The organism is Plantactinospora mayteni, assembly GCF_016862935.1.
GTDB lineage: Bacteria > Actinomycetota > Actinomycetes > Mycobacteriales > Micromonosporaceae > Plantactinospora > Plantactinospora mayteni.
The window spans coordinates 321,513-345,504 of sequence record NZ_BONX01000018.1 but is presented as its reverse complement, the minus strand read 5'-3'; the positions used below and the strand labels follow the sequence as shown (position 1 = coordinate 345,504).

Annotated in this window: 27 protein-coding genes; 14 read left to right on the top strand and 13 right to left on the bottom strand. The window is 72.7% G+C overall.

Going from position 1 to position 23,992, the window contains the following annotated elements; translation table 11 throughout:
• Positions 1 to 51 precede the first annotated feature (51 nt).
• The 3 genes from Pma05_RS15085 to Pma05_RS15075 form a co-directional block, all read right to left on the bottom strand.
• Positions 52 to 723, bottom strand: coding sequence for a DUF6758 family protein (locus Pma05_RS15085; RefSeq protein WP_203858004.1), 672 nt, complete (start codon positions 721 to 723; stop codon positions 52 to 54).
• A gap of 174 nt (positions 724 to 897) precedes the next feature.
• Positions 898 to 1,536, bottom strand: a complete 639-nt coding sequence (locus Pma05_RS15080; protein WP_203858003.1) for a TrmH family RNA methyltransferase — start codon at positions 1,534 to 1,536, stop codon at positions 898 to 900.
• 26 nt (positions 1,537 to 1,562) lie between these two features.
• Positions 1,563 to 2,102 carry a hypothetical protein gene (locus tag Pma05_RS15075; RefSeq protein WP_203858002.1) on the bottom strand — a complete coding sequence of 180 codons (540 nt, stop codon included), beginning with the start codon at positions 2,100 to 2,102 and terminating at the stop codon, positions 1,563 to 1,565.
• A gap of 631 nt (positions 2,103 to 2,733) precedes the next feature.
• Between Pma05_RS15075 and trxA the strand changes: the two genes are divergently transcribed.
• The 3 genes from trxA to Pma05_RS15060 all read left to right on the top strand — a co-directional run bounded on the left by trxA (position 2,734) and on the right by Pma05_RS15060 (position 4,667).
• Positions 2,734 to 3,096 (top strand): thioredoxin, encoded by a 363-nt coding sequence (gene trxA / locus Pma05_RS15070; protein WP_203858001.1) that lies wholly within the window; start codon positions 2,734 to 2,736, stop codon positions 3,094 to 3,096.
• Between the two features lie 135 nt (positions 3,097 to 3,231).
• Positions 3,232 to 3,669 (top strand): hypothetical protein, encoded by a 438-nt coding sequence (locus Pma05_RS15065; protein ID WP_203858000.1) that lies wholly within the window; start codon positions 3,232 to 3,234, stop codon positions 3,667 to 3,669.
• Complete coding sequence (locus tag Pma05_RS15060) at positions 3,666 to 4,667, top strand: HTTM domain-containing protein (RefSeq protein WP_239312374.1); 1,002 nt, start codon at positions 3,666 to 3,668, stop codon at positions 4,665 to 4,667. The genes Pma05_RS15065 and Pma05_RS15060 overlap by 4 nt, the downstream gene beginning before the upstream one ends.
• Here Pma05_RS15060 and Pma05_RS15055 read toward each other — a convergent pair.
• The 3 genes from Pma05_RS15055 to Pma05_RS15045 are packed head-to-tail and all read right to left on the bottom strand — an operon-like array spanning position 4,643 to position 7,074.
• Positions 4,643 to 5,050: a thiol-disulfide oxidoreductase DCC family protein gene (locus Pma05_RS15055; RefSeq protein ID WP_203857999.1), complete on the bottom strand. Its 408-nt coding sequence runs from the start codon at positions 5,048 to 5,050 to the stop codon at positions 4,643 to 4,645. The two genes, Pma05_RS15060 and Pma05_RS15055, sit on opposite strands and share 25 nt — an antisense overlap.
• Positions 5,051 to 5,083: 33 nt before the next feature.
• Positions 5,084 to 5,899: a sugar phosphate isomerase/epimerase family protein gene (locus Pma05_RS15050; protein WP_203857998.1), complete on the bottom strand. Its 816-nt coding sequence runs from the start codon at positions 5,897 to 5,899 to the stop codon at positions 5,084 to 5,086.
• Complete coding sequence (locus Pma05_RS15045; RefSeq protein ID WP_203857997.1) at positions 5,896 to 7,074, bottom strand: Gfo/Idh/MocA family protein; 1,179 nt, start codon at positions 7,072 to 7,074, stop codon at positions 5,896 to 5,898. The genes Pma05_RS15050 and Pma05_RS15045 overlap by 4 nt, the downstream gene beginning before the upstream one ends.
• Before the next feature lie 299 nt (positions 7,075 to 7,373).
• On the opposite strand from Pma05_RS15045, the gene Pma05_RS15040 reads away from it, so the two are divergent.
• Together Pma05_RS15040 and Pma05_RS15035 are read left to right on the top strand one after the other, a co-directional pair.
• Positions 7,374 to 8,402 carry a LacI family DNA-binding transcriptional regulator gene (locus Pma05_RS15040; RefSeq protein ID WP_203857996.1) on the top strand — a complete coding sequence of 343 codons (1,029 nt, stop codon included), beginning with the start codon at positions 7,374 to 7,376 and terminating at the stop codon, positions 8,400 to 8,402.
• A gap of 118 nt (positions 8,403 to 8,520) precedes the next feature.
• Positions 8,521 to 10,068 (top strand): Rv2578c family radical SAM protein, encoded by a 1,548-nt coding sequence (locus Pma05_RS15035; protein ID WP_307836851.1) that lies wholly within the window; start codon positions 8,521 to 8,523, stop codon positions 10,066 to 10,068.
• Between the two features lie 36 nt (positions 10,069 to 10,104).
• Here the strand turns inward: Pma05_RS15035 and Pma05_RS15030 are convergent, their stop codons facing one another.
• Positions 10,105 to 10,500, bottom strand: coding sequence for a winged helix-turn-helix transcriptional regulator (locus Pma05_RS15030; protein WP_239312371.1), 396 nt, complete (start codon positions 10,498 to 10,500; stop codon positions 10,105 to 10,107).
• Positions 10,501 to 10,601: 101 nt separating this feature from the next.
• Between Pma05_RS15030 and Pma05_RS15025 the strand changes: the two genes are divergently transcribed.
• The 3 genes from Pma05_RS15025 (at position 10,602) to Pma05_RS15015 (ending at position 12,353) form a co-directional block, all read left to right on the top strand.
• The gene (locus Pma05_RS15025) at positions 10,602 to 11,234 is read left to right on the top strand and encodes an NAD(P)-dependent oxidoreductase (RefSeq protein ID WP_203857994.1); all 633 of its coding nucleotides are present in this window, start codon (positions 10,602 to 10,604) and stop codon (positions 11,232 to 11,234) included.
• Positions 11,235 to 11,264: 30 nt separating this feature from the next.
• Positions 11,265 to 11,672: a CoA-binding protein gene (locus Pma05_RS15020; RefSeq protein ID WP_203857993.1), complete on the top strand. Its 408-nt coding sequence runs from the start codon at positions 11,265 to 11,267 to the stop codon at positions 11,670 to 11,672.
• A gap of 111 nt (positions 11,673 to 11,783) precedes the next feature.
• Positions 11,784 to 12,353: a DUF4190 domain-containing protein gene (locus Pma05_RS15015; RefSeq protein WP_203857992.1), complete on the top strand. Its 570-nt coding sequence runs from the start codon at positions 11,784 to 11,786 to the stop codon at positions 12,351 to 12,353.
• Positions 12,354 to 12,432: 79 nt separating this feature from the next.
• Here Pma05_RS15015 and Pma05_RS15010 read toward each other — a convergent pair whose 3' ends face one another.
• The gene (locus tag Pma05_RS15010) at positions 12,433 to 13,287 is read right to left on the bottom strand and encodes an SDR family NAD(P)-dependent oxidoreductase (RefSeq protein WP_372441481.1); all 855 of its coding nucleotides are present in this window, start codon (positions 13,285 to 13,287) and stop codon (positions 12,433 to 12,435) included.
• 280 nt (positions 13,288 to 13,567) lie between these two features.
• Here Pma05_RS15010 and Pma05_RS15005 point away from each other — a divergent pair, with 280 nt between their 5' ends.
• Together Pma05_RS15005 and Pma05_RS15000 are read left to right on the top strand one after the other, a co-directional pair.
• Positions 13,568 to 14,146 (top strand): DUF4190 domain-containing protein, encoded by a 579-nt coding sequence (locus Pma05_RS15005; RefSeq protein WP_203857990.1) that lies wholly within the window; start codon positions 13,568 to 13,570, stop codon positions 14,144 to 14,146.
• 24 nt (positions 14,147 to 14,170) lie between these two features.
• Positions 14,171 to 14,605: a DUF4190 domain-containing protein gene (locus Pma05_RS15000; RefSeq protein ID WP_203857989.1), complete on the top strand. Its 435-nt coding sequence runs from the start codon at positions 14,171 to 14,173 to the stop codon at positions 14,603 to 14,605.
• Between the two features lie 119 nt (positions 14,606 to 14,724).
• Here Pma05_RS15000 and Pma05_RS14995 read toward each other — a convergent pair whose 3' ends face one another.
• Entirely contained in the window at positions 14,725 to 15,738 is a 1,014-nt protein-coding gene (locus Pma05_RS14995; RefSeq protein ID WP_203857988.1) for a DMT family transporter, read from the bottom strand.
• 103 nt (positions 15,739 to 15,841) lie between these two features.
• Between Pma05_RS14995 and Pma05_RS14990 the strand changes: the two genes are divergently transcribed.
• The 3 genes from Pma05_RS14990 to Pma05_RS14980 all read left to right on the top strand — a co-directional run bounded on the left by Pma05_RS14990 (position 15,842) and on the right by Pma05_RS14980 (position 18,889).
• Positions 15,842 to 16,756: an HAD family hydrolase gene (locus tag Pma05_RS14990; RefSeq protein WP_203857987.1), complete on the top strand. Its 915-nt coding sequence runs from the start codon at positions 15,842 to 15,844 to the stop codon at positions 16,754 to 16,756.
• A gap of 44 nt (positions 16,757 to 16,800) precedes the next feature.
• The gene (locus Pma05_RS14985; RefSeq protein ID WP_203858073.1) at positions 16,801 to 17,265 is read left to right on the top strand and encodes a hypothetical protein; all 465 of its coding nucleotides are present in this window, start codon (positions 16,801 to 16,803) and stop codon (positions 17,263 to 17,265) included.
• A gap of 421 nt (positions 17,266 to 17,686) precedes the next feature.
• Positions 17,687 to 18,889 (top strand): Mrp/NBP35 family ATP-binding protein, encoded by a 1,203-nt coding sequence (locus Pma05_RS14980; protein ID WP_203857986.1) that lies wholly within the window; start codon positions 17,687 to 17,689, stop codon positions 18,887 to 18,889.
• Between the two features lie 76 nt (positions 18,890 to 18,965).
• Here Pma05_RS14980 and Pma05_RS14975 read toward each other — a convergent pair whose 3' ends face one another.
• Together Pma05_RS14975 and Pma05_RS14970 are read right to left on the bottom strand one after the other, a co-directional pair.
• Positions 18,966 to 19,409 (bottom strand): twin-arginine translocase TatA/TatE family subunit, encoded by a 444-nt coding sequence (locus Pma05_RS14975; protein WP_203857985.1) that lies wholly within the window; start codon positions 19,407 to 19,409, stop codon positions 18,966 to 18,968.
• A 161-nt stretch (positions 19,410 to 19,570) separates the two neighbouring features.
• Complete coding sequence (locus Pma05_RS14970; protein ID WP_372441476.1) at positions 19,571 to 20,902, bottom strand: S1C family serine protease; 1,332 nt, start codon at positions 20,900 to 20,902, stop codon at positions 19,571 to 19,573.
• A 450-nt stretch (positions 20,903 to 21,352) separates the two neighbouring features.
• Between Pma05_RS14970 and Pma05_RS14965 the strand changes: the two genes are divergently transcribed.
• Complete coding sequence (locus Pma05_RS14965) at positions 21,353 to 21,928, top strand: O-methyltransferase (protein ID WP_239312401.1); 576 nt, start codon at positions 21,353 to 21,355, stop codon at positions 21,926 to 21,928.
• 46 nt (positions 21,929 to 21,974) lie between these two features.
• Here Pma05_RS14965 and Pma05_RS14960 read toward each other — a convergent pair whose 3' ends face one another.
• Positions 21,975 to 23,552 (bottom strand): leucyl aminopeptidase family protein, encoded by a 1,578-nt coding sequence (locus Pma05_RS14960; RefSeq protein WP_203857983.1) that lies wholly within the window; start codon positions 23,550 to 23,552, stop codon positions 21,975 to 21,977.
• Positions 23,553 to 23,701: 149 nt separating this feature from the next.
• Positions 23,702 to 23,869, bottom strand: a complete 168-nt coding sequence (locus Pma05_RS14955) for a DUF3117 domain-containing protein (protein WP_007455245.1) — start codon at positions 23,867 to 23,869, stop codon at positions 23,702 to 23,704.
• Positions 23,870 to 23,992 lie beyond the last annotated feature (123 nt).

The window sequence follows — 23,992 nt, the reverse complement described above, 5'->3', positions numbered from 1 at the left end:
CCTGCGGGAAATAATCCGCATACGCCCTCCGCCCCAGCCTGGCTGGCCATATCAGACCCTCCCGTGCAGGTAGGGGGACGGAGCACCGTACACGAGTTCGGGCGGTGTCCACTCGGTCAGGTCGTGGAGTTCGACGTCTTCCGCGAGGAGGTAACCCGCACTCGCCGGCCAGGCTATCGCATAGAGCCAGATCCCCCGAGCTTCACCGGCGTAGGCGCTGCGGTCTGTCGGAGATTTGACTGACCACAGTGGAGTCGGATGGCCAGCGGCCCTGACCTTGGCATGCGCGATCCGCTCGGCGGAACCGGGGCCGGGATCGGTCAGTGCCTCCGCGAGCTGCGGCCCGGGGTCGACCCCGGTGGTACCGGCCAGCCGGGTGCCCAGGCCGACGCCGGGCTCCTCGGCGACCAGCACCAGGTCGGCGGGTCCGCCGCCGAGCGGGTCCGGCCCGGTGCAGGCCACGGCGGTCGCGCGTACGCCGCCACGATCGTCACCGGCCCAGCCGACCCCGGTGATCGTCCAGCCCAGCGGAAGCGGCCAGAGGCACCAGAGCGGCAACGGCGGGCCGGCCGGCGCTCCCGGGACGCCGGTCCGCTGGTCGGCGGGGTCGCGCTGCTCGACGATCCGGTCGACGGTGCTGGCCACGATCTCCGGCCCGATGCGCTCCGCGACGTGCAGCGGAGAGATCGGGCCGCAGTCCGGGCACCGCCAGGCAGTGTGCATCAGGTCCGGCGCTCTGACCGGACCGCCGCAGCGGGGACAACTCACCGCGACACCCACGACAACTACAGTCCCCGCACCAGTGCCTCCAAGTCAAGGCGAACCGGCCTTTTCGGGTCGTTCTGCGTACGGTCGGGACGCCCTGGGCCAGGTGAACCGGTCGTGGGCGGGGCCGGGTCAGTCCGCGTCGGCGGGCGGCTGCTCACCGTACGTGCGGATCCAGGCGTGCATGGCGATGCCGCTGGCCACCCCGGCGTTGATCGACCGGGTCGAGCCGTACTGGGCGATGGAGAAGACCGCCGAGCAGGCGAGCCGGGCCGGCTCGGACAGCCCCGGCCCCTCCTGCCCGAACAGCAGTACGCAGCGGCGCGGCAGCACCGCGCTCTCCAGCGGTCGCGATCCGGGCAGGTTGTCGATGCCGATCACCGGCAGGTCGGCGGCGCGGCACCAGTCCAGGAACGCCTCGATCGTCTCGTGGTGCCGGACGTGCTGGTAGCGGTCGGTCACCATCGCGCCCCGCCGGTTCCACCGCCGCCGCCCCACCACGTGCACCTCGGCCGCCAGGAAGGCGTTGGCGTTCCGGACCACGGTGCCGATGTTGAAGTCGTGCTGCCAGTTCTCGATCGCCACGTGGAAGTCGTGCCGGCGCAGGTCCAGGTCGGCGACGATCGCCTCCCGCCGCCAGTAGCGGTACCGGTCGACGACGTTTCGCCGGTCGCCCTGGCCGATCAGCTCCGGGTCGTACCGGGGATCTGTCGGCGGCTCACCCGGCCACGGCCCTACCCCGACCTGCAACTCGACCTCGGCACCGTCCACGGTTGCCGAGGGTACGCACCCGGCGGTCAGCCGGCGGAGCGCAGTCCCAGCGCCTCGCCGAGTTGGTCCAGCACCCGGCGCTGGTCCGGATCCACCGGATCGCCGAACGGGCGGGGCCGGCCGTCGGAGCCGGCCGCCCGGCAGACCCGGGCCGCCACTGACTGCACCCACTGCCGGTAGGCGGCCGAGTCGGCCGGATCGGCGTGCCGGGCCAGCGTCTCGACCGCGGCCCGGCAGGACCGGAGCAGTTCGGCGAGTCCGCCGTCGGCGCGTCCGGTGCGGACGGGTCCGTAGTGCCCGTCGTCGGACTCCGCGTAGATGGCGGCGACCACCGCCCGGACGAGTTCGCTGTCGAACGACCGCCCGGCGGCGATGCCGTCCAGGCCGGCCAGTCCTTCGGTGACCGCCCGGACCGGGTTGTCCGGCCGAGCCGACGAGGCCGCGACGATCACCCGACCCGGCAGCCGGACGAGCAGTAACCAGTCGTCGGGCGGATAGCCGGTGGTGGTGGCCCGCCAGGCACCGTGCGTGGCACCGGGCGAGTCCGGAGATCCGGTGTGACTCATGGCGCCTCCCGGCTCAGCATAAGCCGCCGATAGGCGGAAGGCCCGTTTCCGCCCGAAAAGCGGTAGTGCTGGTGTCGCCATCGCTCGACCCCGGCGGGCGCGACCCACGTGCCGTCGTCACCGACCCGACACGCGGAGCCCTCAGCGCTGATTAAAGAGGTGTGCCGGGCGGAGGAAACCGACCCCGGACGCAATGAGCGGCGGGGCCCTCCCCGGCACCCGCCGCCCACGCTCTGATGGGAAAGATTCTGCCCGACCCGACCCGGTCGACAGAAGAGTCCGCCACGAGATCGGGGTCACAGTTACCTTTTTGTAATGTTACTGAATGTGAACGGCTGTACGCACCCAGGCATCCGTTATGTCACCTGTTTCCGCTTGCCAACCGGCAAGTTTCCCGATCAGACCGGGGCTGGCCAGCGAGAAGCGTGGAAACGCTCCCATAACTACCGGTCACCGAACTATGTCACCGGTGTTTCACTTCCAGGCCGGCTGGATCACCAACCCGCATCGATGCCGGGCCGGAACGTGAGCCGGCACACGATGACCGTTTCAACCCGTGGTGCCGGGGAATTCCGAGGAGGCCGGGTGGGTTCCCCTGTCGTAAGGCCAATTGCGGTGATCGGAGTGATCAATGGCGACCGTTGAGCTGACCACAGCCAACTTCGATGAGGTGACCGAGCAACCGGGCATCGTGCTGGTGGACTTCTGGGCGGACTGGTGTGGCCCGTGCAAGCGGTTCGCGCCGGTGTACGAGCGGTCCTCGGAGAAGCACCAGGAGATCGTCTACGGCAAGGTCGACACCGAGGCGCAGCAGGAGATCGCCGCGAAGTTCGACATCCGGTCCATCCCCACGATCATGGCGATCCGGGACGGTGTGATCGTCTTCGCCCAGCCGGGCGCCCTGCCGGAGTCGGCGCTGGAATCGCTGATCGAGCAGGTGCAGGCGCTCGACATGGACGACGTACGCAAGCAGCTCGCCGAGCACAGCCACTGAACCTCTTCCACCTCGTAACGACCGCGCTCCGGCCGGACACCACATCGGTGTCCGGCCGGAGCCGTCTCCGCCGGGTCGGCGGCACCGGACCGACGGCGCCCGGGACTTGCGGGTACCGCGTAAGGTCTCGAACCGATGGACGCGTTGCCGAGGCGGGGCCGGAATCTCCGGGTGGGCCTCACCCTGCTGGCCGGCGCGGTGTTACTCGCCGGCACCCTCTGGGGCCAGGACGACCACTTCCCGTTCGGCCCGTTCCGGATGTACGCCGGCTCCAACCCGCCGGACGACCCCGCCCCGGACACCCGGATCGAGGGAGTCGACGCCACCGGGACGGTGGTCGGGCTCGGCGAGGAGAGCACCGGCATCCGGCGGGCCGAGATCGAGGGCCAGCAGAGCCGGTACGAGGCCGACCCGACCCTGCTGCGCCAGGTCGCCGACGCGTACGCCGAACGGCACCCCGGCGCACCGCCGATCGTCGAGGTACGCATCGTGATCCGCTGGTACGGCATCACGGATGGCCGACCGACCGGCAACGCGGTCGACGAGACGGTGGTCCGGTGGGAGGCCCCGTGACCGCGTCGAGACGGATCGGTACCGCCGTGTCGGGCTGGCTGACCGAGCCGGTGCCCCGGGCCCGGGTGGCCGCCTTCCGTACCCTGGTCTACCTCTTCGTCGCGGCGGACCTGCTGGTCTTCACGCCCTGGGTACGCGACAAGGCCAGCATCCCCGGCGAGCTGTACCAGCCGCTCTTCGTCGGCCGGCTGCTGCCGCTGCCGACCCCGAACCCGGTGCTGGTCAACGTCCTCTTCTGGGCGCTGCTGCTGCTCGCGCTCGCCGCCGCGACCGGGCGGGCGCCCCGGGCGCTCGGCTGGGCCGTCTTCGTGCTCTATTTCGAGTGGATGGTCATCGCGATGAGCTACGGGAAGGTGGACCACGACCGGTTCGCCTTCCTGGTGGCGCTGGCCGTGCTGCCGACGGTGGGGCGGGCCCGGCACGGCGACCGCACCGGGAGCGAGGCGGCCGGCTGGGCGCTGCGGGTCACCCAGATCGCCGTGGTCTGCACCTACTTCCTGGCCGCCTGGGCCAAACTCCGGTTCGGCGGGCTGGGGTGGATGACCGGCTCCGTGCTGGCCCGGGCGATCATCCGGCGTGGTACGGAGCTGGCCGACCTGATCGCCCAGGTGCCGTACCTGCTGATCGCGGCACAGTTCGGCATCGTCGCGTTCGAGCTGCTCAGCCCGCTGGTGTTCGTGGTGTCACCGCGCTGGCGGCAGGCCGTGGTGGCGTTCTTCTACTCGTTCCACCTGGTCACCATCGCCACCATCACCATCTCGTTCGCCCCGCACCTGGTGGCGATGACCAGCTTCCTGGCGCTGGAGCGACTCCGCCCGGTCGAGCGGCTGCGCCGGCTGACCGGCCGGCGCGACGGGCCGGACGCCGAACGTGGCGGGCCGGACGCCGAACCGGTCCGGACGACCGAGCCGCCCGTCGGGCAGACGAGGACGACAGAGCCGGCCGTCGGGCAGTCGACGGAGCCGCCTCCGACTCAGCCGTCGCCGGCTGTGCCGTAGAGCCGGTCCCGGGTCGCCTGTGGCAGCGAGCAGGCGGCCGTACCGCCCGGCAGGCGGTGTCGGTTGCGGGCCACCCAGCGGTACGCCGGCCAGGCGAGCAGGCGTACCGGGGGCAGGCGGAGGCCGGCGCCGAGCAGCCGCCAGCCGGGGCGGCTCGCGCCGAGCAACCGGGCGATCGCGTCCGGGCCGGCGACGCGTACACCGTCGGTGCCGACCCACCAGACCGCCTCCTCGCACTGCGCGACGGTCAGCCCGAGCGCGTCGAGGTCGGCGAACTGCCAGGGCAGCACGCTGGCCCCGGTCGGGATCCGCCGGCCGATGAACTCGGCGCAGGTGGTGCAGAAGGCACAGTCGCCGTCGTACACGAAGGTGGGCTGGTCCATGGTCACCAGTTTCCCCCCGGGCGACGGTGCCGGCTAATCCACGTGGGCGAGATAACCCGAGAGGGTACGGTCCAGGATCTCCGGTCCGGGCCTGGCCCACACGTCGGCGTTGAAGACCTCGACCTCGATCGGCCCCTGGTAGCCGGCGGCGTCCACCGCCGCCCGGAACCGGCGCAGTTCCACGCAGCCGTCGCCGGGCAGGGCGCGGCCGAGCAGCACCCCCTCGGGCAACGGGGTGGCCCAGTCGGCGACCTGGAAGCAGGCGATCCGGTCCTCCCGGCCGGCCCGGGCGATCTGCGCCCAGACCTGGTCGTCCCACCAGATGTGGTAGGTGTCCACCACCACCCCGACCGTCTCGGCGGGATGCGGCGCGGCCAGGTCCAGCGCCTGGCCGAGGCTGGAGACGACGCAGCGGTCGGAGCAGTACATCGGGTGCAGGGGCTCGATCGCCAGCCGTACCCCGGCGGCCCGGGCGTGCGGCACCAGCTCGCCGATCGCCTCGCCGACGTGCGCTCGGGCCGCGTCCACGTCCCGGCTGCCGTCCGGCAACCCGCCGGAGACCAGCACCAGCACCGGCGCCCCGAGGGTGGCGGCCTCGTCGATCGCCCGGCGGTTCTCGTCGTACCAGTCGGGGGTCTGGAAGAAACCACCCCGGCACAGTGAGGTGACCGCGAGCCCGGACTCGCGGATCAGCGTGGCGGTCTTGTCCAGGCCGTGCGCGAGGGTCTCCTCCCGCCAGAGTCCGACCTGGGTCACCCCGGCCGCCAGGCAGCCGGTGACCAGGTCGGGAATCGGCCAGTACTTGGCGGTGGCCTGGTTGAACGAGAACCGCTCCCGGACGGCACTCACCGGGCCGGCTCGCCGTCGAGGGCGGGGATCTCGATGCGCCGGCCGTCCCGGGCGGAGGCGAGGCCAAGCTCGGCAAGCTGTACGCCCCGGGCACCCGACCACAGGTCCCAGCTGTACGGCTCGTCGGCGACCACGTGCCGGAGGAACAGCTCCCACTGCGCCTTGAAGGCGTTGTCGAACTCCTCGTTGTCCGGTACGACCTGCCACTGTGACCGGAAGTCCTCGGTCGCCGGCAGGTCCGGGTTCCACACCGGCTTGGGGGTGGCGGCGCGGTGCTGGATCCGGCAGTTGCGCAGCCCGGCCACCGCACTGCCCTCGGTGCCGTCGACCTGGAACTCGACCAGCTCGTCCCGGTAGACCCGAACCGACCAGGAGGAGTTGATCTGGGCCACGATCCGGCCCGACTGGCCCGGCCGCTCGATCTCGAAGATGCCGTACGCGGCGTCGTCGGCGGTGGCGTCGTAGCGCTCGCCGGCCTCGTCCCACCGCTGCGGGATATGCGTGGTGACGTGCGCGGTCACCGCCGCCACCCGGCCGAAGATCTGCTCCAGCACGTAGTGCCAGTGCGGGAACATGTCGACGGTGATGCCGCCGCCGTCGGCGGCCCGGTAGTTCCAGGACGGCCGCTGCGCCGCCTGCCAGTCACCCTCGAAGACCCAGTAGCCGAACTCGCCGCGTACCGAGAGGATGCGGCCGAAGAAGCCGGCCTTGACCAGCCGGTCGAGCTTGCGCAGGCCGGGCAGGAAGAGCTTGTCCTGCACCGCGCCGTGCTTGATGCCGGCCTCGTCGGCGAGCCGGGCCAGCTCGATCGCGCCGGAGAGGTCCTCGGCGGTCGGCTTCTCGGTGTAGATGTGCTTGCCGGCCTCGATCGCCAGCTTCAGCGCCTTCTCCCGCTGGGCGGTGACCTGCGAGTCGAAGTAGATCTGCACGTCCGGGCGGGCCAGCGCGGCGCGCAGGTCGGTGGTCCACTCGGTCAGCCCGTGCCGCTCGGCGATCTCCCGGAGTTTGGCTTCGCTGCGGCCGACCAGGATCGGTTCGGGCCAGAGTCGGCGGCCGTCGGGCAGCGCCAGCCCGCCCTGCTCCCGGATCGCGAGCAGTGACCGGACCAGGTGCTGCCGGTAGCCCATCCGGCCGGTCACGCCGTTGAGCACGATGCCGATCGTGGTACGGCCCATGTACGTCGCCTCCTCAGGCTGGCTGATCCGCGGGTGCCACTCGTCGAGCGCGCGGGGGTACGTGGAGCGGTGGGATTCGTCCTGGCGCGCGATGGTCGCGGTGGAGCACGCCGTACGTCGGTAAGCGCTTTCCCGATTACGCTACCGACTCCGTTCCGATTCGGGCAAGAGCCTGCCGGCACCCCGGTGATCTCCAGTTGCCCGGGCCACCCGGCCCGCGACGGCCATGAATGCCCCGGACCGCCCCGCGATATCCTCACCTGCAACCGGCCACCGGGCGGCCGGGGAAGGACGGGTCGATGGCCACTCTGGCGGATGTCGCGCGGCGGGCCGGCGTGTCACCCGCCACCGCGTCGCGGATCATCAACGGCAGCCCGAAACCGGTGACCGACGCGCTCCGCGAACGGGTGCTGGCGGCGGTCGAGGAGTTGCAGTACGTCCCGAACGCGCACGCCCAGCAGCTCGCCCGCAACCACCGCAGCGCGGTCGGGGTGATCGTGCACGACGTCTCCGACCCGTACTTCGCGGAGATCACCCGGGGACTGCAACGGGTGGCCACCGAGCACGGCCGACTGGTCATCATCTGCAACACCTACCGCGACCCGGACAAGGAGCTGGAGTACGTCGAGCTGCTCCGGGCCAACCAGGCCGCCGCGATCATCCTGGCCGGCTCCGGCTACCACGACGAGCAGTTCACCAACACCCTCGACGCCAAGTTGCGGGTCTACCAGTCCACCGGCGGGCACGTGGCGGTGATCGGCCGGCACGAGCACAGCGGGCACGCGGTCATCCCGGCCAACGAGGCGGGTGGGCATCTGGTCGGCGCCGAACTCTACGGCCTCGGGCACACCCGGATCGGGGTCGTCGCCGGGCCGCGACACCTGACCACCACCACCGATCGGCTCGCCGGGCTGCGTCGGGCCGCCCGGGAACACGGCCACAAACTCACCCCCCGGCAGATCGTCTACGCCGACTTCGACCGCTCGGGCGGCGCCACCGCCACCGCCACGCTGCTGGACACCCATCCCGGGGTCACCGCCATCGCCGCGCTGAACGACTCGATGGCGATCGGCGCCCTCGCGCTGCTGCGCTCCCGGGGCATCGACGTACCGGGCCAGATCAGTGTGGTCGGCTTCGACGACATGCCGATCGCCCAGGACGTGACACCCGCGCTCACCACGATCCGGCTGCCCCTGGCCGACATGGGAGCCCGGGCGATGACCCTCGCGCTGCAACCTCCCGAACCGCTGAACACCCCGCAGATCGAACACGTCGCCGCGGAGTTGGTCCGCCGGGAGAGCAGCGGCCCACCCTCCGACGCCCGCTAGCCGACGCCCGCTAGCCGACGCCCGCTAGTTGGCGGCCGGTAGCCGCGATCCCACCATCGCCGCCCTTTCGGCGCGCCCTGGGGTGGCGGGTTGCGCGGCGCCTCGAACGTATGTTCGAATGATGGCCATGCGCTGGGAAAACCTGACGTCGGCTCCCCCCGACACCGGGACCCCTTTGGGGGCAGCGCCAGCGGCTCCACCCCTGCCGCTGGCGCTGCCCGGCGCGACCGTCCGCACCTTCGACACCCCCGGCTTCGCCGGCATGACGTTCTACGAGGTACGGGCCAAGTCGATCATCAACCGGGTGCCGGGCGCCTCGCGGGTGCCGTTCCAGTGGACGATCAACCCCTACCGGGGGTGCAGCCACGCCTGCGCCTACTGCCTGGCCGGCGACACGGCGATCCTGCTCGCCGACGGGCGCACCCGACCGCTGGCCGAGCTGCGGATCGGCGACCAGATCTACGGCACCGTCGCGCAGGGCAACCACCGGCGCTACGTCCGGACCGAGGTGCTGGCGCACTGGTCGACGGTGAAGCCGGCATACCGGATCGTCCTGGCGGACGGCACCGAGCTGACCGCCAGCGGCGACCACAGGTTCCTCACCCCGCGCGGCTGGAAGCACGTCGTCGGCGCGCTGCCCGGCGAGCCGCCCCGGCCCTACCTGGCGATCACCGACAGCCTGGTCGGCACCGGTCGGGCCATGCCCGGTCCCGCGGACCTGCCCGCCGGCGGCCTCGACGGGACGATCCTCGGCGGCCGGGCGGCGCTGCGGATCCGCCGGATCGAGCCGCTCGACCAGCAGCTCCAGCTCTACGACATCACCACCGGCACCGGCGACTTCGTCGCCAACGGGGTGGTCAGCCACAACTGCTTCGCCCGGGGCACGCACACCTATCTCGACCTCGACGCGGGCCGCGACTTCGACAGCAAGGTGGTCGTCAAGGTCAACGCGGGCGAGCTGGTCCGCCGCGAGCTGGCGGCGCCGAAGTGGTCCGGCGAACACATCGCGATGGGCAGCAACGTCGACTGCTACCAGCGGGCCGAGGGGCGCTACCGGCTGATGCCGCCGATCCTGACGGCGCTGCGCGACTTCGCCAACCCGTTCTCGATCCTGACCAAGGGCACCCTGATCCTGCGCGACCTGCCACTGCTCCAGGAGGCGGCCACGGTCACCCGGGTCGGCGTCTCGATGTCGATCGGCTTCGTCGACGAGCGGATGTGGCGGTCCGTCGAGTCGGGTACGCCCAGCCCGGCGCGCCGGCTCGACGCGGTACGCCGGCTGACCGACGCCGGCTTTCCGGTCGGGGTGCTGATGGCCCCGATCCTGCCCGGGCTGACCGACGGCGACGAGTCGATCGAGGAGACGGTGGCCGCGATCGCGGCGGCCGGCGCGGTGAGCGTCACCCCGCTGCCGCTGCACCTGCGTCCCGGTGCCCGGGAGTGGTATGCGAGCTGGCTGGCCCGGGAGTTCCCGCACCTGGTGCCGCGCTACCGGACCCTCTTCGGCCGGGGCTCCTACCTGCCGCAGGCATACCAGCGCGAGCTGACCGCCCGGGTCCGGATGGCGGCCCGCCGGCACGGCCTGCACCGCCCCGAGCCGGGCGAGGCTCGCCAGGTGCCGGCACCCGCCCCGGCACCCGCCGTCGAACAGCTCACCCTGCTCTGACAGTCGAGCAGCTCACCCTTCTGACAGTCGAGCAGCTCACCCTGCGCTGAACGGCTTCCCACCGGCCAGCGCTGCCGTACCGGCCTCCCGGGCGTCGAGCAGTTCGTCCCAGTGCTCCTCCGCCCAGGCGCAGAGCGCGGCCAGCGGTCCGAGCAGGCTGGCGCCGAGCGGGGTCAGCGCGTACTCGGTGCGGCGTACCGGGTGGGTCTGGGCGGTACGCGTGACGTAGCCGTCGCGCTCCAGCGCCCGCAGCGACTGGGTGAGCACCTTGGCGGTGATGCCGCGCAACGGCACCCGGAGTTCGGAGAAGCGGCGCGGGCCGCCTTCGAGGCAGCGGATGATCATGCCTGCCCATTTGTCCCCGGTGCGGATCGGCATCAGGTCGGTGGGGCATACCGGGTCGAACATGTCCGGGTCGAGAGGCGCGGCCATGCCTCCACGGTAGTTGGTATCCCGGCGGTAACCAGCCGGCTGGATACCGTCCGGACCGGCCGGGCAACCGGGTTCCGGCCGGGATTCGGGAGGCGAACAGGATGAGCAGGATCGTGGTCTTCGGTGCGGGTGGCCGGGGTGGCCGGGCCGCCGTCGACGAGGCGCGCCGACGGGGACACCAGGTCACCGCCGTCGTCCGGGATCCGGACCGCCACCCGGACCTCGGCTCGGACGGGGTGCGGCTGGTCGCCGGGGACGTGACCGAGGCCGCCGACGTCGCCCGGATCGCCGCCGGCCACCAGGCCGCGATCAGCAGCGTCTACGACCCCGGGACGGCACCGGACGTCTTCTTCACCGCCGCCGCCCGGGCGCTGCTGGCCGGGCTGCCCCGGGCCGGCGTACCGAGGCTGGTGGTGGTCGGGCTCGCCTCGGTACTGGAGACCGCCGACGGGACACCGCTGATGGACACCGCCGGCTACCCGCAGGAGTACCGCTCCTTCTCCCTCGGGCACGCCGCCGGGATGGCGGTGCTGCGGGCCGAGAGCGGGCTGGACTGGGTGGTACTCAGCCCGGCCGGCGACTTCGACCACGGCGGGGCACGGACCGGCCGGTACCGTACGGCATCGGCCGAGGCGGGCAGCCGGATCTCGTACGCCGACTTCGCCATCGCGCTGCTCGACGAGATCGACCGGCCGACGGCGTACCGGATCCAGCTCGGAGTCGAGCGGGGCTGACAGTGCCGGAACCCGGGCTACAGTCGCGGGGTGCGTAGCCCTCAGCAAATCCTGGCCGAGGCCGGGGTGATCGCCGTGGTCGGGGCGTCCCGCGACCCGGACAAGCCGGCCCACAGCGTCCCCGCGCTGATGCAGCGGTACGGCTGGCGGATCATCCCGGTCAACCCGGTGGCGGACGAACTCTTCGGGGAGCGGGTCTACCGCTCCCTCGCCGAGATCCCGCATCCGGTCGACCTGGTCGACGTGTTCCGGCCGGCCGAGGACGCCGTGCAGGTGGTCCGCGAGGCGGTCGCGATCGGCGCCCCGGCGGTCTGGCTGCAACTCGGCATCGTCTCGGCCGAGGCCAGGCGGATCGCCGAGGAGGCCGGCATCGACTGCGTCGAGGACCGCTGCCTCGCGGTGGAACGCGCCACCGCCGGCCTGTCCCGGCGGAACTGACCGGCCCACCGAACTCGGCGAACTCTCCTCCACCACAGGGCGTGTCATCCCGGACATTTGCCGTGAAAGTCGGCGGTGACGGGTAGCGTTTCCGGGTGAGGAGGCGAGGCTATGAGCTACCCAGGGCCGGGTGAGCCGCAGGATCCGCAGGGATCTCCGGCGCAGCCCCCACCCGGCTCCGGCGGACGCCCCGACCAGCCCGGCCAGTACGGCGGCCACCCGGGCCAGCCCGGCTACTCCGACCAGCCCGGGCAGTACGGCCAACCCGGCCAGTACGGCTACCCCGGCCAACCCGAGCAGCCCGGCTACTACGGCCAGCCCGGCTACCAGGACCAGCCCGGCCAGTACGGCTACCAGGACCAGCCCGGCTACTACGGGCAGCCGGGACAGCCCGGTGCGCAGGGCGAGCCCGGCTACTACGGTCAGCCCGGCCGGCAGTCCGGGTTCAACCTGCTGGCGATCCTCTCCCTGGTCTTCGCCTTCGTCTTCGCGCCGGCCGGCATCGTGCTCGGGCACCTGGCCCGACGCCAGATCCGCCGTACCGGCGAACAGGGCGGCCAGTTGGCCACCTGGGGGCTGGTGCTCAGCTACGTCTTCACCGCGCTCTACCTGATCGGCTGCTGCGGCTGGCTGGCCCTGGTGGGCTGGGCCGGCTCGGAGGGCGACGGCGGCTCCTACTGATCCGGTCGGGCGGGGTGTCGCGGCGGCTCGTCGGGCCCGCCGGAACCGCCCGCCCGACCGGTAGCGAACGGCTTCCGGGTCAGCGGTACTCCGCCTCCCGCACACTGTTGCCGCCGTCCACCACCAGCATCTGACCGGTGATGTACGAGGCGGCCGGCGAGCAGAGGAAGGCGATCGCGGCGGCGACCTCGTCCGGGGTGCCGGGGCGGCCGACAGGGGTACCGAGACCCTGCTTCAGTTCGGCCATGGTGGAGGCTGCGGTGTAGATGGTCCCCGGCGCCACCGCGTTGACGGTCACCCCGTCGGCGATCATCTCCATCGCGAGTGCCCTGGTCAGCCCGACGACACCGGCCTTCGCCGCCGCGTACGCCGCCTCGGTGGGCAGGGCGTTGACCGGGCCGGCGGTGGCAGCGAGGTTGACGATCCGCCCCCAACCACGTTCGGCCATGCCGCCGCTGAACGCCCGGCTGCACAGGAACGCCGTACTCAGGTTGCGCTCGATCTCCCGGTGCCACTCGTCATAACTCAACTGGGCGACCGGCCGGAGCACCTCGGGACTCGCCCGGCTCGCCAGTCCGGCGTTGTTGACGAGTACCTCCACCTCGCCGAACTGCTCGACGATGGCGTCCGCCAGCGCGCCGACCTCGGCCTCGTCGGTGAGGTCGGCGACGAAACCCGTCGCGCCCAGCTCGGTGGCCCGCTCGTGGATGCGGCGGGTGGTCGAGACGATCGCCACCCGGGCACCGAGCGCGCAGAGCCGGCGGGCGGTCGCGTACCCGATCCCGTCCGGACTGCCGGCACCGGTGACCAGCGCCACCCGCCCGTCCAGCCGCATTGTCACCGGCTCGGCGTCGCCGGCCGGCGCTCCCGGCCGGCCGGGGTCGATGCTCTGCGAGACGGTGCCCTGCGAGCCGTTACGGGGCCGGCGGGCCAGCGCGGGGCGCGTGGCGTCCCGACGAGGCCGATTACCGGATCTGTCCCCGGCGCGCGCGTCGAATACCATGCCCGCGATCCTGCCCGGTCCAGGCGATACGGGCAACGCCGCACCGCCGGGGCACCGCCGACCGCACGTCGACCGGGACCGGCCCGGCAGGTCGACCGGGACCGGCCCCGCTCGTCGGCCGACGCCCGGTCGGCCGGATATGGGGACACCGAGATGGCGAACGCCGACTACCCTGGCGACGCATCCGAACGGACGAAGTGAGAGACCTCGAATGACCGACCCCCAGCAGAGCGGCTACTCCGGCGATCCGTCCTGGCAGGCGCAGCCACCGGCCCAACCCGGTGGCTACCAGGATCCGGGCTACCAGCCCATGTACCAGGATCCGACGGTGCAGGCCGCCGCCCCCGCCCAGCCCTACCAGCCGGGATATCCGGCCGACCCCGGCTATCCGACCCAGGCATACCCGGCCGGCACAGATCCGATCAGCGGCCAGCCGGTGATGGCTCCGGGCTATCCGCCGGCCGGCTACCCGCCAGCGGGCTACCCGGTGGTCACCCCGGGTCCGTCGACCAACGGTCTGTCGATCGCGGCCATGGTGGTCGCCATCGTGGGCGCGCTCGGGCTCTGCGGGTACGGGCTGGGCGGCTACCTCGGCGCCGTCGGGGCGATCATGGGACACGTCGCCAGCAAGCAGATCCGCGAGCGCGGCGAGGGCGGCTCGGGATTCGCCAAGGCCGGCATCATCGTCGGCTGGATATCCACCGCCATCGCGGTCCTGTCCACCATCGCCATCGTCATCTTCTTCGTCTGGTTGGCCAACCAGCCGTCGACGTACGACACCGGCTACTGAGCATCCGGACCAGCAGGAGGCGCCGTGAACCCAGGCAGCAGCACCGGTAACCCGTCCGAGCCCACCAGCGACCCGGGTGCCGTCGCGCCGCCGCCCCTCGACGCGGGGCAGTACCCGGGACCGGCCGGCGAAGCGCCACAGCCGGGCTGGACACCGGGCTACCCCGGCTACCCGTACGTGGTGCGCCGCCCGACGAACGGGATGGCGATCGCGGCCATGGTCACCGGGATCGTCGCCCTGTTCAGCTGCCAGTTGGTCGGCGCGGTCGCGGTCTACCTGGCGAAGAAGGCACGTACCGAGATCCAGGCGAGCGGCGAGGAGGGCAGCGGCTTCGCCACCGCCGGCCTCGTGCTCGGCTGGGTCTCCCTCGGGATGGTCGCCCTCGGCCTGCTCTTCTTCCTCGCCTACCTGGGCTTCATCGGCGTGCTCTTCGCCACCACGTCGAGCACCTCGGGCTGATCCCGACCAGCGGGCCGACCCTGCCGACCGACCCTCCCGACCGGCCGACCGACCCTCCCGACCGGCGGGCCAACCCTCCCGACCGGCGGGCCAACGCTGCCGAGCGGCGGGGCGTGTGGTCAGCCGGTTCGGTGGGCCGCTCCGGAACGCGGGTCGCCGTCCGGGCCCGCCTCCGGCGGGGCGGGTGGCGGATCCGGATGTGCTGGGGTGGTGCCGGGGCGCCGGGCGGCCCGCGCCTCGCCGTGCAGCACGACGGCGACGCCGGCCAGCAGCAGGACCAGTCCGGGCAGCGCGGCCGTCCGGGGTACCTGGCCCAGCCAGACCCAGGCGAGCAGCGCGGCGCCGGGCGCTTCGAGCAGGAAGAGCACGCTGATCGTGGTCGCCGAGATCCGGCGCAGCGCGTAGTTGAACATCGAGTGCCCGAGCAGTTGGGCCCCCACCACCAGCCCCAGTACGGCCAGCCAGGTGGCGGTGTCGTAGCCGCCGAGGCGTACGCCACCGGCCAGGCAGACCACCAGTAGCGCCGCCGCGCAGACCCCGTAGCAGATGGTGGTGTAGCCGACGGTGCTGATCGTGCTCCGGACCCGTTCACCCAGGGCGGTGTAGACCGCCGCCGCCATCCCACCGGCGACCGCGAGCAGGTCACCGACGACGGCTCGGCCGGAGACCCCGAAGTCTGCGCCGACCGCCCAGATCGCGCCGACCACCGCCAGCCCGATGCCGACCCAGGCGAGCGGGGAGAGCCGTCGGCCCTGGCCGAGCGCGATCAGTCCCTGCCAGACCGGCTGGGTGACCACCAGCGCGGTGGCGGCGGCCACCGAGGTCAACTGGGCGCTCGGCATCCAGGTGGCGAAGTGCACCGCGAGGGCGAGACCGGCGAGTACGCAGTAGCCCGCGTCCCGGCGGCCGGCGCCCCTGGTCAGCGCCCGGAACTCGGCCCGGCGCCGGAACAGCGCGACCGGCCCGAGCACGCCGACCGCGAGGAAGTTGCGCCAGAAGGCGATGGCCAGCGCGGGCGCGGCGGCGAACGCGATCAGCGGCGCCGACGACGACACCGCCGCGATGGCGACCGCGACCGCGCCGACGCTCAGCGGGTCGATCGAGGTCCGGGACGGTGGTACGGCGGCAGGCACGGAAAAATCCTCACATGTCACTGCGGGCCACCATCTGATCGACTAGCCGTTACGATCGTCCGATCGCTCCTGGCTCCATCCGGTTCTGGAGGCCTGCTCCCCCATGCCCACATACCGGTTCCCCTCCCCGACCGACCGCTGTCCCACCCCCGACGACCAGCCAGCACACCCGACCGGCCCCGCGCGGTCGGCGTACCGTCCCGATGCCGAGTGGTCGGCGTATCGCCCCGATGCCGAGTGGTCGGAGCGGGCCGGGCGGCGGTCACCCGCGTACCGGGCGGTGATCTTCGACTTCTTCGGCACCCTCACCTGCGCCAGCCGGCGGGGCCAGCAGCACGCGGTGGTCGCCGCACTGCTCGGCTGTGCGGTGGAGGCGCTGGTCGAGATACTCGACCGGTCCTTCTACCTGCGCGCCAGCGGAGCGCTCGGGGATGCCACCGACACCATGCGGTGGATCTGCGCGCAGGCTGGCGCCCGACCGTCCGCCGCCGACCTGCGCGCCGCCGTCGAGGCCCGAGTCGAGGCGGTACGCGCCGACACCCGACTCCGCCCCGAGGCGGTGACGGTGCTGCGGGCCGTACGGCGTCGTGGCGCGCGTACCGCACTGGTCAGCGACTGTACCCACGAACTTCCCGCCTTCCTGCCGCACCTGCCGGTCGCGCCCCTGCTCGACGCACGGGTCTTCTCGGTGCAGGTGGGTCGCTGCAAGCCCGATCCGGCGATCTATCTCGCCGCCTGCCACCGGCTGGGCGTCGCCCCGGCAGACTGCCTCTACGTCGGCGACGGCGGCAGTCAGGAACTCACCGGCGCCGCCCGGGCCGGGATGACCGCCATCCGGCTGGCCGCAGCCGACCTCGACGGTCACCTCGTCTTCAACCCGGACCGTGGCTGGACCGGTCCGGCACTCACCTCGCTGACCGAGGTACCCGGGCTGCTCGACGTACCCGCGCCAAGCCGGCCCGGATCGGAGCCGGCGGGTTCCGTGCCGGTCCGGGGTGGGGCAGGATTCGGGGTGTGACGGACGAGCAGCAGGCCCCGGTCTCGCCGCTGGTGGCGGAGGCGATGAAGAAGGCCGCCGTGGCGTGGGTGGCGGTCGGCGAGCGACCGCCGGTCGCGCTCTGGTGCGTTCCGCTGGACGGCGGACTGTACGTGGTGAGCGGCCCCGGCGAGCAGTCCGCGCCGGGGCTGGCCGAGACGGAGACCGCGAGCGTGACGCTGCGCGGCGACCACGGCGGACGGATCGTCACCTGGCCGGCCGAGGTGACCCGGATCGCGCCGGACGACGAGCGGTGGGCGACGGTGGCCCCCCAGGTGGCGGCCAAGCGGCTCAACGCCTCGGGCAGCCCGGCGGACCTGGCCGAGCGGTGGCGGGCCAGCGCTGTGCTGAGCCGGCTGGCCCCGGCCGGGCCGCCGCTGGCCGCCGGGCAGACCCTGCCGGACGACTCACTCGCCGCCCCGCCCCGCGAGGCCACCGCGGTCCGACAGACCCGCCGGCCGTTCCGACTGCACCGCGTCCGACGCCGCTGATCCGGCCTGGCTGAGCGGGCTCGCTGACCGGGCCTGGCTGGGCGGGCCTGGTTGACCGGGCTGGTTGACCGGGTCCGGCTGAAGCGGGCTGGCTGAGCGGGTCCGGCCGAAGCGGGCTGCCTGAGCGGGTCCGGCTGAAGCAGATCCGCCGGGCCGGGTAAGGCGGCGCGGATCGGCTTGACGGCGCAAGAAAGCGCCGCGCGCCTCAAGGGGCTAGGCGCGCGGCGGACTTCAACGATCGTCGCACCCCGACGGGTACGGCGTCTACCGTCAAATCGCCAATTTCCCCACCCATAGCTGAACGACCGACTTGCCGCCCACGGCGTACCGATTCACTCTCGTCGGTCGAGGTGCTGCTTCGGTCCCCGCTGTCCCGGTGCGGCCGGCCAGTCGGACCGGCCGGCGACGTAGCATGGCGAACATGTCTGCTCCAGCCGTTCCCGGCCACGAGGCCGCCGCCTCCGGCACCGGCTCCGCCGTCGGGCCCACGAACGCCGTCGAGGAGGCGGTGCACGCCGCGCTCGCCACCGTCGACGACCCGGAGATCCGCCGGCCGATCACCGAACTCGGCATGGTGCGCTCCGCCGTGGTCGCCGACGACGGCACGGTACGGGTGGAACTGCTGCTCACCGTCGCCGGCTGCCCGCTGCGGGACAAGCTGCGTACCGACATCACCGCGGCGGTCGGCGCGGTGCCCGGCGTGACCGGAGTCACCATCGACTTCGGCGTGATGAGCCCGGAGCAGCGGCAGGCGCTCCAGACCCGGCTGCGCGGCGGCGGGCAGAGCCAGGAGCCGGTGATCCCGTTCGCCCAGCCCGGCTCCCGGACGCGGGTCTACGCGGTGGCCAGCGGCAAGGGCGGGGTCGGCAAGTCGAGTGTCACGGTCAACCTGGCCGCCGCGCTCGCCGCGAGAGGGCTCGCGGTGGGCGTCGTCGACGCGGACATCTACGGCCACTCCGTACCCCGGATGCTCGGCGTGGACGGCCGGCCGACCCGGGTCGAAGACATGATCATGCCGCCCCAGGCGCACGGGGTGAAGGTGATCTCGATCGGCATGTTCACCGACGGCAACGCGGCGGTGGTCTGGCGGGGCCCGATGCTGCACCGCGCGTTGCAGCAGTTCCTCGCCGACGTCTACTGGGGCGACCTCGACGTCCTGCTGCTGGACCTCCCGCCGGGCACCGGCGACGTGGCCATCTCGCTGGCCCAGTTGCTGCCCAACGCCGAGATCCTGGTGGTGACCACCCCGCAGACGGCGGCGGCCGAGGTGGCCGAGCGGGCCGGCGGGATCGCCCTACAGACCCACCAGCGGCTGGTCGGGGTGGTGGAGAACATGTCGTGGCTGGACCTGCCGGACGGCTCCCGGATGGAGGTCTTCGGCTCCGGCGGCGGCGCGATGGTCGCCGAGTCGCTGACCAGGGTGATCGGCGCCCAGGTGCCGCTGCTGGGCCAGATCCCGCTGGACACCCGGGTACGCGAGGCCGGCGACGCCGGTGACCCGGTCGTACTCGCCGAGCCGGAGGCGCCGGCGGCCAAGGCGCTGAACGCGGTCGCGGACCGGCTCGCCGTACGCCGCGAGTCGCTGCTCGGCAAGCCCCTCGGGCTACGCCCCGCCGGTCGCTGATCCGGGGCGGTCAACTGCGGCCATCCGCTCGGCGCCGACGCTGACGCCGGGTCAAGGATGGGGGCGGCGGGTCGGGTCAGGTGGCGTCGACGTCGAAGACGCGGCGCTGGGCCGGTGTCACCTCGGTGCCGGCACCCGAACTGGCGGCGGTGGCGCCGCCCGTCGAGCCTTTCGACGAGCGGATGTCGACCGAGGCCGCCACGTCGTCGACCTCGCGGCGTACGTCGGTCAGGTCCGAGCGGAGCTTCTCGAGCGTCCCCTCCAGCGGCTTCCGGATCGCCTGCTCGTCTTCCTCGCTCAGCAGGTGCTTGCGGATGAACGCTTTGGGGTGCAGGTCTTCGAGCTGGATGTCGGTGCCCAACTCGCGGCTCAGGTCGCCGGTGGCGTTGCGGGCCATGTTGCGCAGGTTGCGCAGCATCCGCAGGCCGTCGCTGATCACGGCCGGCAGCCGGTCACCGAAGATCAGCAGCGCCACCAGCAGCAGCGCACCGATCTCCCACCAGTTCAGGTTCTCGAACACGCCTGCCTCCTCGTCCCCGCCTCTGGCAAGAGTACGCACGTCATGGCGGGCGGTGGGAGGGGGAGCGGGCGGCTACTTCCGGCCCGCCGCCACCGTCTCTTCCCCGCCCGACCGGGTCGGTTCAACGTTCAGGGCCGGGTCACCTCCTGGTCAGAGCCGCGTCACTTCGCGTCGGCGACCAGGGTCACCGAGGCGGACTGCCGCTCCGACCCGCGCCGGTACTCGACGTTCACCACCGAGCCGGGTGCGTACTTGCGGACCAGCGCGATCAGGTCGCTCGGGTCCTCCAGCGGTTTGCCGTCGAGCTTGAGTACCACGTCACCGGCGCGCAGCCCGGCGGCGGCGGCCGGCCCGGACGGCTCGATGGCGGAGATCCGTACCCCGGCCGACCCGCCGGAGCGGGTGCCGCCGACCGTCGCGCCGATCACGGTCCGGCGCGCCCTGCCGGTGTCGATGATCTCCTGGGCCAACCGTTTGGCCTGGTTGATCGGGATCGCGAAGGCCAGCCCGACGTTGCCGGCGGTCTCCTCGTCGGCGGCCGGCGTCTGGATCACCGAGTTCACCCCGATCACCCGCCCGCCGCCGTCGACCAGCGGTCCGCCGGAGTTGCCGCGGTTCACGGCGGCGTCGGTCTGGATGGCGGCGTAGTAGCGCACCTGCCCACCCGCCTCACCCTGCCGGAACGTCCGGTCAAGCGCGCTGACGATGCCAGCGGTGACGGTGTTGGCCAGCGACAGCGGCGTACCGAAGGCGAGTACCGGGTCGCCGACCGCCACGCCTTCGGAGTCGCCGAACTCCACCGGCTTGAGGCCGGTCCGGGAGACCTTGATCACGGCGATGTCCGCCTCGGGATCCTTGCCGACCACCTCGGCCGGTGCGGTGGAGCCGTCGTTGAACACCACCGTCGCGGTGTCGGTGCCGACCCCGACCACGTGGTCGTTGGTGATCACGTAACCGTCCTGGGTGACCACGAACCCGGAACCGAGCCCGATGCCGCCGTTGCCGCTGACCCGTACCGTGACGACGCTGGGCAGCAGCCGCTCCGCGACCCCGGCCAGCGAGTCGGGCGGACGGCGGGCCGTGGCGGGCGGCTCCGCGGCGGTCGAGCCGAGCGTGGTCGTACCGGCGGCACCACCGCGCACCGCGAAGGCGTACCCGAGCGACCCGCCCAACGCGCCGGCCAGCAGCGCGGTGATCAGCGAGACCAGGAAGACCGGGGCCAGTCCCCGCCGCCGGGCGGCGTCCGGGTCGGTCACCGGCTCGGGTTCGGCGCCCGTGCCCGAGGTCGGCGCCGCCTGCACCACCACGGCCGCCGGAGTCCCCGGATTGCGCCACGGGTCGTGCAGCGCATCGGACCACCACGGGGACGATCCCGGGCCGGCGGCGGCCGACCCGGCCACCGCCGGCCCACCGAGCGTCGAGGGCGTCGGCGGCGGGGGATTCCCCGGCGTCGCTGTCCCATCGGGCTGGCGCCAGTTCCAGCCGTCCGTCACGTTCGCTGCCTCCCAGTCCGTCCCTGAAGCCGGGCGCCGCGCGGGCCGGGGCGACCGGTTCCGGCCGCGGCGTCCGGGTTCCGTATCCAGGATCGCACGGATGGCCGAATACCGGTCATCGGTTGGGCCGAGGCAGCTCGCCGTCCGAGGTACGCGCATGCCGATCACGTACCGCCACCCTTAGGCTCATACCCGCAACCCCGCCCCGGTCCGCCGACCCCGCCGCCGCCGTTCCACCGTCGCCCCGCGAACCCGCCGTCCGCAAGCTCCGCCCAGCGGAAATCCACGCACACCCCGAGACGTACCGCCGATCGAGTTCCATCCCCGAGTTCCATCCCGCCAGCCGAGTCCCTCGCCGCCCGGAGGTGCCCCATCGCCACGGTCGCCCGGTCAGTCAGTACGACGACCGCCCAAGCACTCCAGTTCGCCGAAGCGTACGTCGCCGAGGACCTGGTCCTGCGTACCGCCCGTAGCCTGGCCAGGGAGGTCGGGCTCGACGCCGTCACGCCGGGTACCGGTGCGACGCTCCGGCTGTTGGCCGCGGCCGGCAGTGCGCGGGCCGTCGTGGAGATCGGCACCGGTACCGGGGTCAGCGGGCTCTGGCTGCTCCGCGGCATGCGCCCCGACGGCATCCTGACCACGATCGACGTGGAGACGGAACACCAGCGGATCGCCCGACGGATCTTCCAGGAGGCGGGCTTCGCCTCCGGGCGTACCCGGATCATCACCGGCCGGGCGCTGGACGTGCTGCCCCGGCTCGCCGACGGGGTCTACGATCTGATCTTCGTCGACTCGGAGGTCGCGGAATACAGCGCCTGTGTCGAGGCGGCGCTGCGACTGCTCCGCCCCGGCGGGGTACTCGCGCTGCACGGTGCGCTGGCCGCCGGCCGGATCGGCGACCCGGCCGCCCGGGACGTGGAGACGGTGACCGTCCGGGAGGTGGTCAAGGCGGTACGCGAGTCGGAGGAGTGGACCCCGGCGCTGCTGCCCACCGGCGAGGGACTACTCGTCGCGGTCAAGCGCTGACCGACCCGGTCGAACCCCGGCCGGACCACCCCCGCACCGACTACGGCTACGGCTGGGTGGACAGCCAGCGCAGCAGGGTGCGTACGCCCCAGCCGGTGGCGCCCTTGACCAGTTCGCCGTCGTTGCCGTCGGACCAGGACGGCGCCGACATGTCCACATGCAGCCAGCGGTCCCGCAGGTCACCGGCGAACTCGCGGAGGTAGAGCGCGGCGGTGACCGATCCGGCGCCGTGGTTCGGGGCGCTGTAGAGGTCGGCGAGGTCGCTGCCGAGGTATTCGGCGTAGTCGGCGGGAAGCGGCATCCGCCAGGCCCGCTCGCCGGCCGCCTCGGCAGCCGCCAGTACCGCCTCGGCCAGTTCGTCGGTGTCGCTGTAGAGGGCGGCGGTCCGCTTGCCGAGCGCGACCGCGTTCGCCCCGGTCAGCGTGGCGAGGTCGACCAGCAGGTCCGGCGCGAGCCGTGCCACGGCGTAGCCGAGCGCGTCGGCCAGCACCAGCCGGCCCTCGGCGTCGGTGTTGGTGCTCTCGCTGGTCAGCCCGTTGTAGTGCCGCACGATGTCGCCCGGCCGGTACGCCGAGCCGCTGACCATGTTCTCGGCGAGCGGGGCGAGCGCGGTTACCCGGACCGGCAGGCCGAGCGCGGCGGCACCGACGGTGGCGGCGATCACGGCCGCGGCACCGCCCATGTCCTTGCGCATCAGCTTCATGCCGTCCCGGGGCTTGATCGAGACGCCGCCGGTGTCGAAGGTGATGCCCTTGCCGACGAGTACCACGTGCCGGTCCGCGCCCTCGGGCCGCCAGCTCAGCTCGACCAGCCGGGGCCCCTGCGCCGATCCCCCGCCGACCGCGAGGATGCCGCCGAACCCCTCGGCGGCGAGCCGGTCCGGCTCGCGTACCTCGACGGTCAGCCCGGGCCGCCCGGCGGTCGCCTCGACCACCCGGTCGGCGAACCAGGCCGGGGTCTTCAGCGAGGAGGGGGTGTTGGTCAGGTCCCGGGCGAACCGGGTCGCCTCGGCGACCACCCGGGCGGTGTCGAGCGGCGCCCGGTAGGGCTCGGGGTCGGCGACCGCGAGCAGCACCTCGGTCAGCGTGGGCGGGTCGCCGGCGGATCCGTCGGCGTCCGGCATCCGGAACCGGTACGACGCCAGCCAGATCCCCTCGGCCAGCCCACGTACGGCACCCGGGTCAGCATCGACCGGAATCGCTATAGTGATCGAACTCTCACGGGTGGCCGCCCGGACCACCGCCGCCCCGGCGGATCGCCAGCCGGCCTCGTCGCCGGTACCCACCCCGGCCAGCAGCAGCCGGGTCGGGTTGCCCTGCGGCCGGATCGACCGGTGCAGCGCGCCCGCGCCTCCGGGCTGGTCGAGGTACGGCAGCAGCGCGCTCGCCTCGACACCCAGCTCACCGGGGAGGGCGAGGAAGGTGGGCAGCAGTCGACCGCTCGGCTCGGCGCCGTCCTGCGTACCCGATCCGGGCTGGTCGGCCGGGTCCGGATCGGGCTGGTCGGCCGGGTCCGGATCGGCCTGGTCCGGCCCGGCGGGCTGGCCCGGCGCCGCCACGGGCGCGACCGGCAGGGCCAGGGTCTCGAACCCGGTCGGGTCGACTACCAGACGGATCGACAGCACGCCGACGTTACCTCCAGACGATCTTGGGTGGGCGGGAGGAAGATATCCCGCCCGGCATCACGACCCTGGGCCACCGGCGGCGCCGCCGGTGGCCCAGGGTGAGAAACCCCGCCGGACGAGACGTGTCGCCCGGAGGAGTCGGCGTTCACTTAGCCGGCGGCGGCCTTCAGCGCGTCACCGAGCGCGTTGGCCTCGTCGGGAGTCATCTCGACGACGAGCCGGCCACCACCCTCCAGCGGAACCCGCATGACGATGCCCCGGCCCTCCTTGGTGACTTCCAGCGGACCGTCGCCCGTCCGCGGCTTCATCGCCGCCATGTTGTCTCCCCTCAGACCTTCATCAGGGTCGGTGGGTTACCCCACATCCATTTGGTCAGCATCACCGCCCAAGGCCGCGGTGCCGACCAACGATTTTCCCTGATGAACACCGCCGGACCCAAA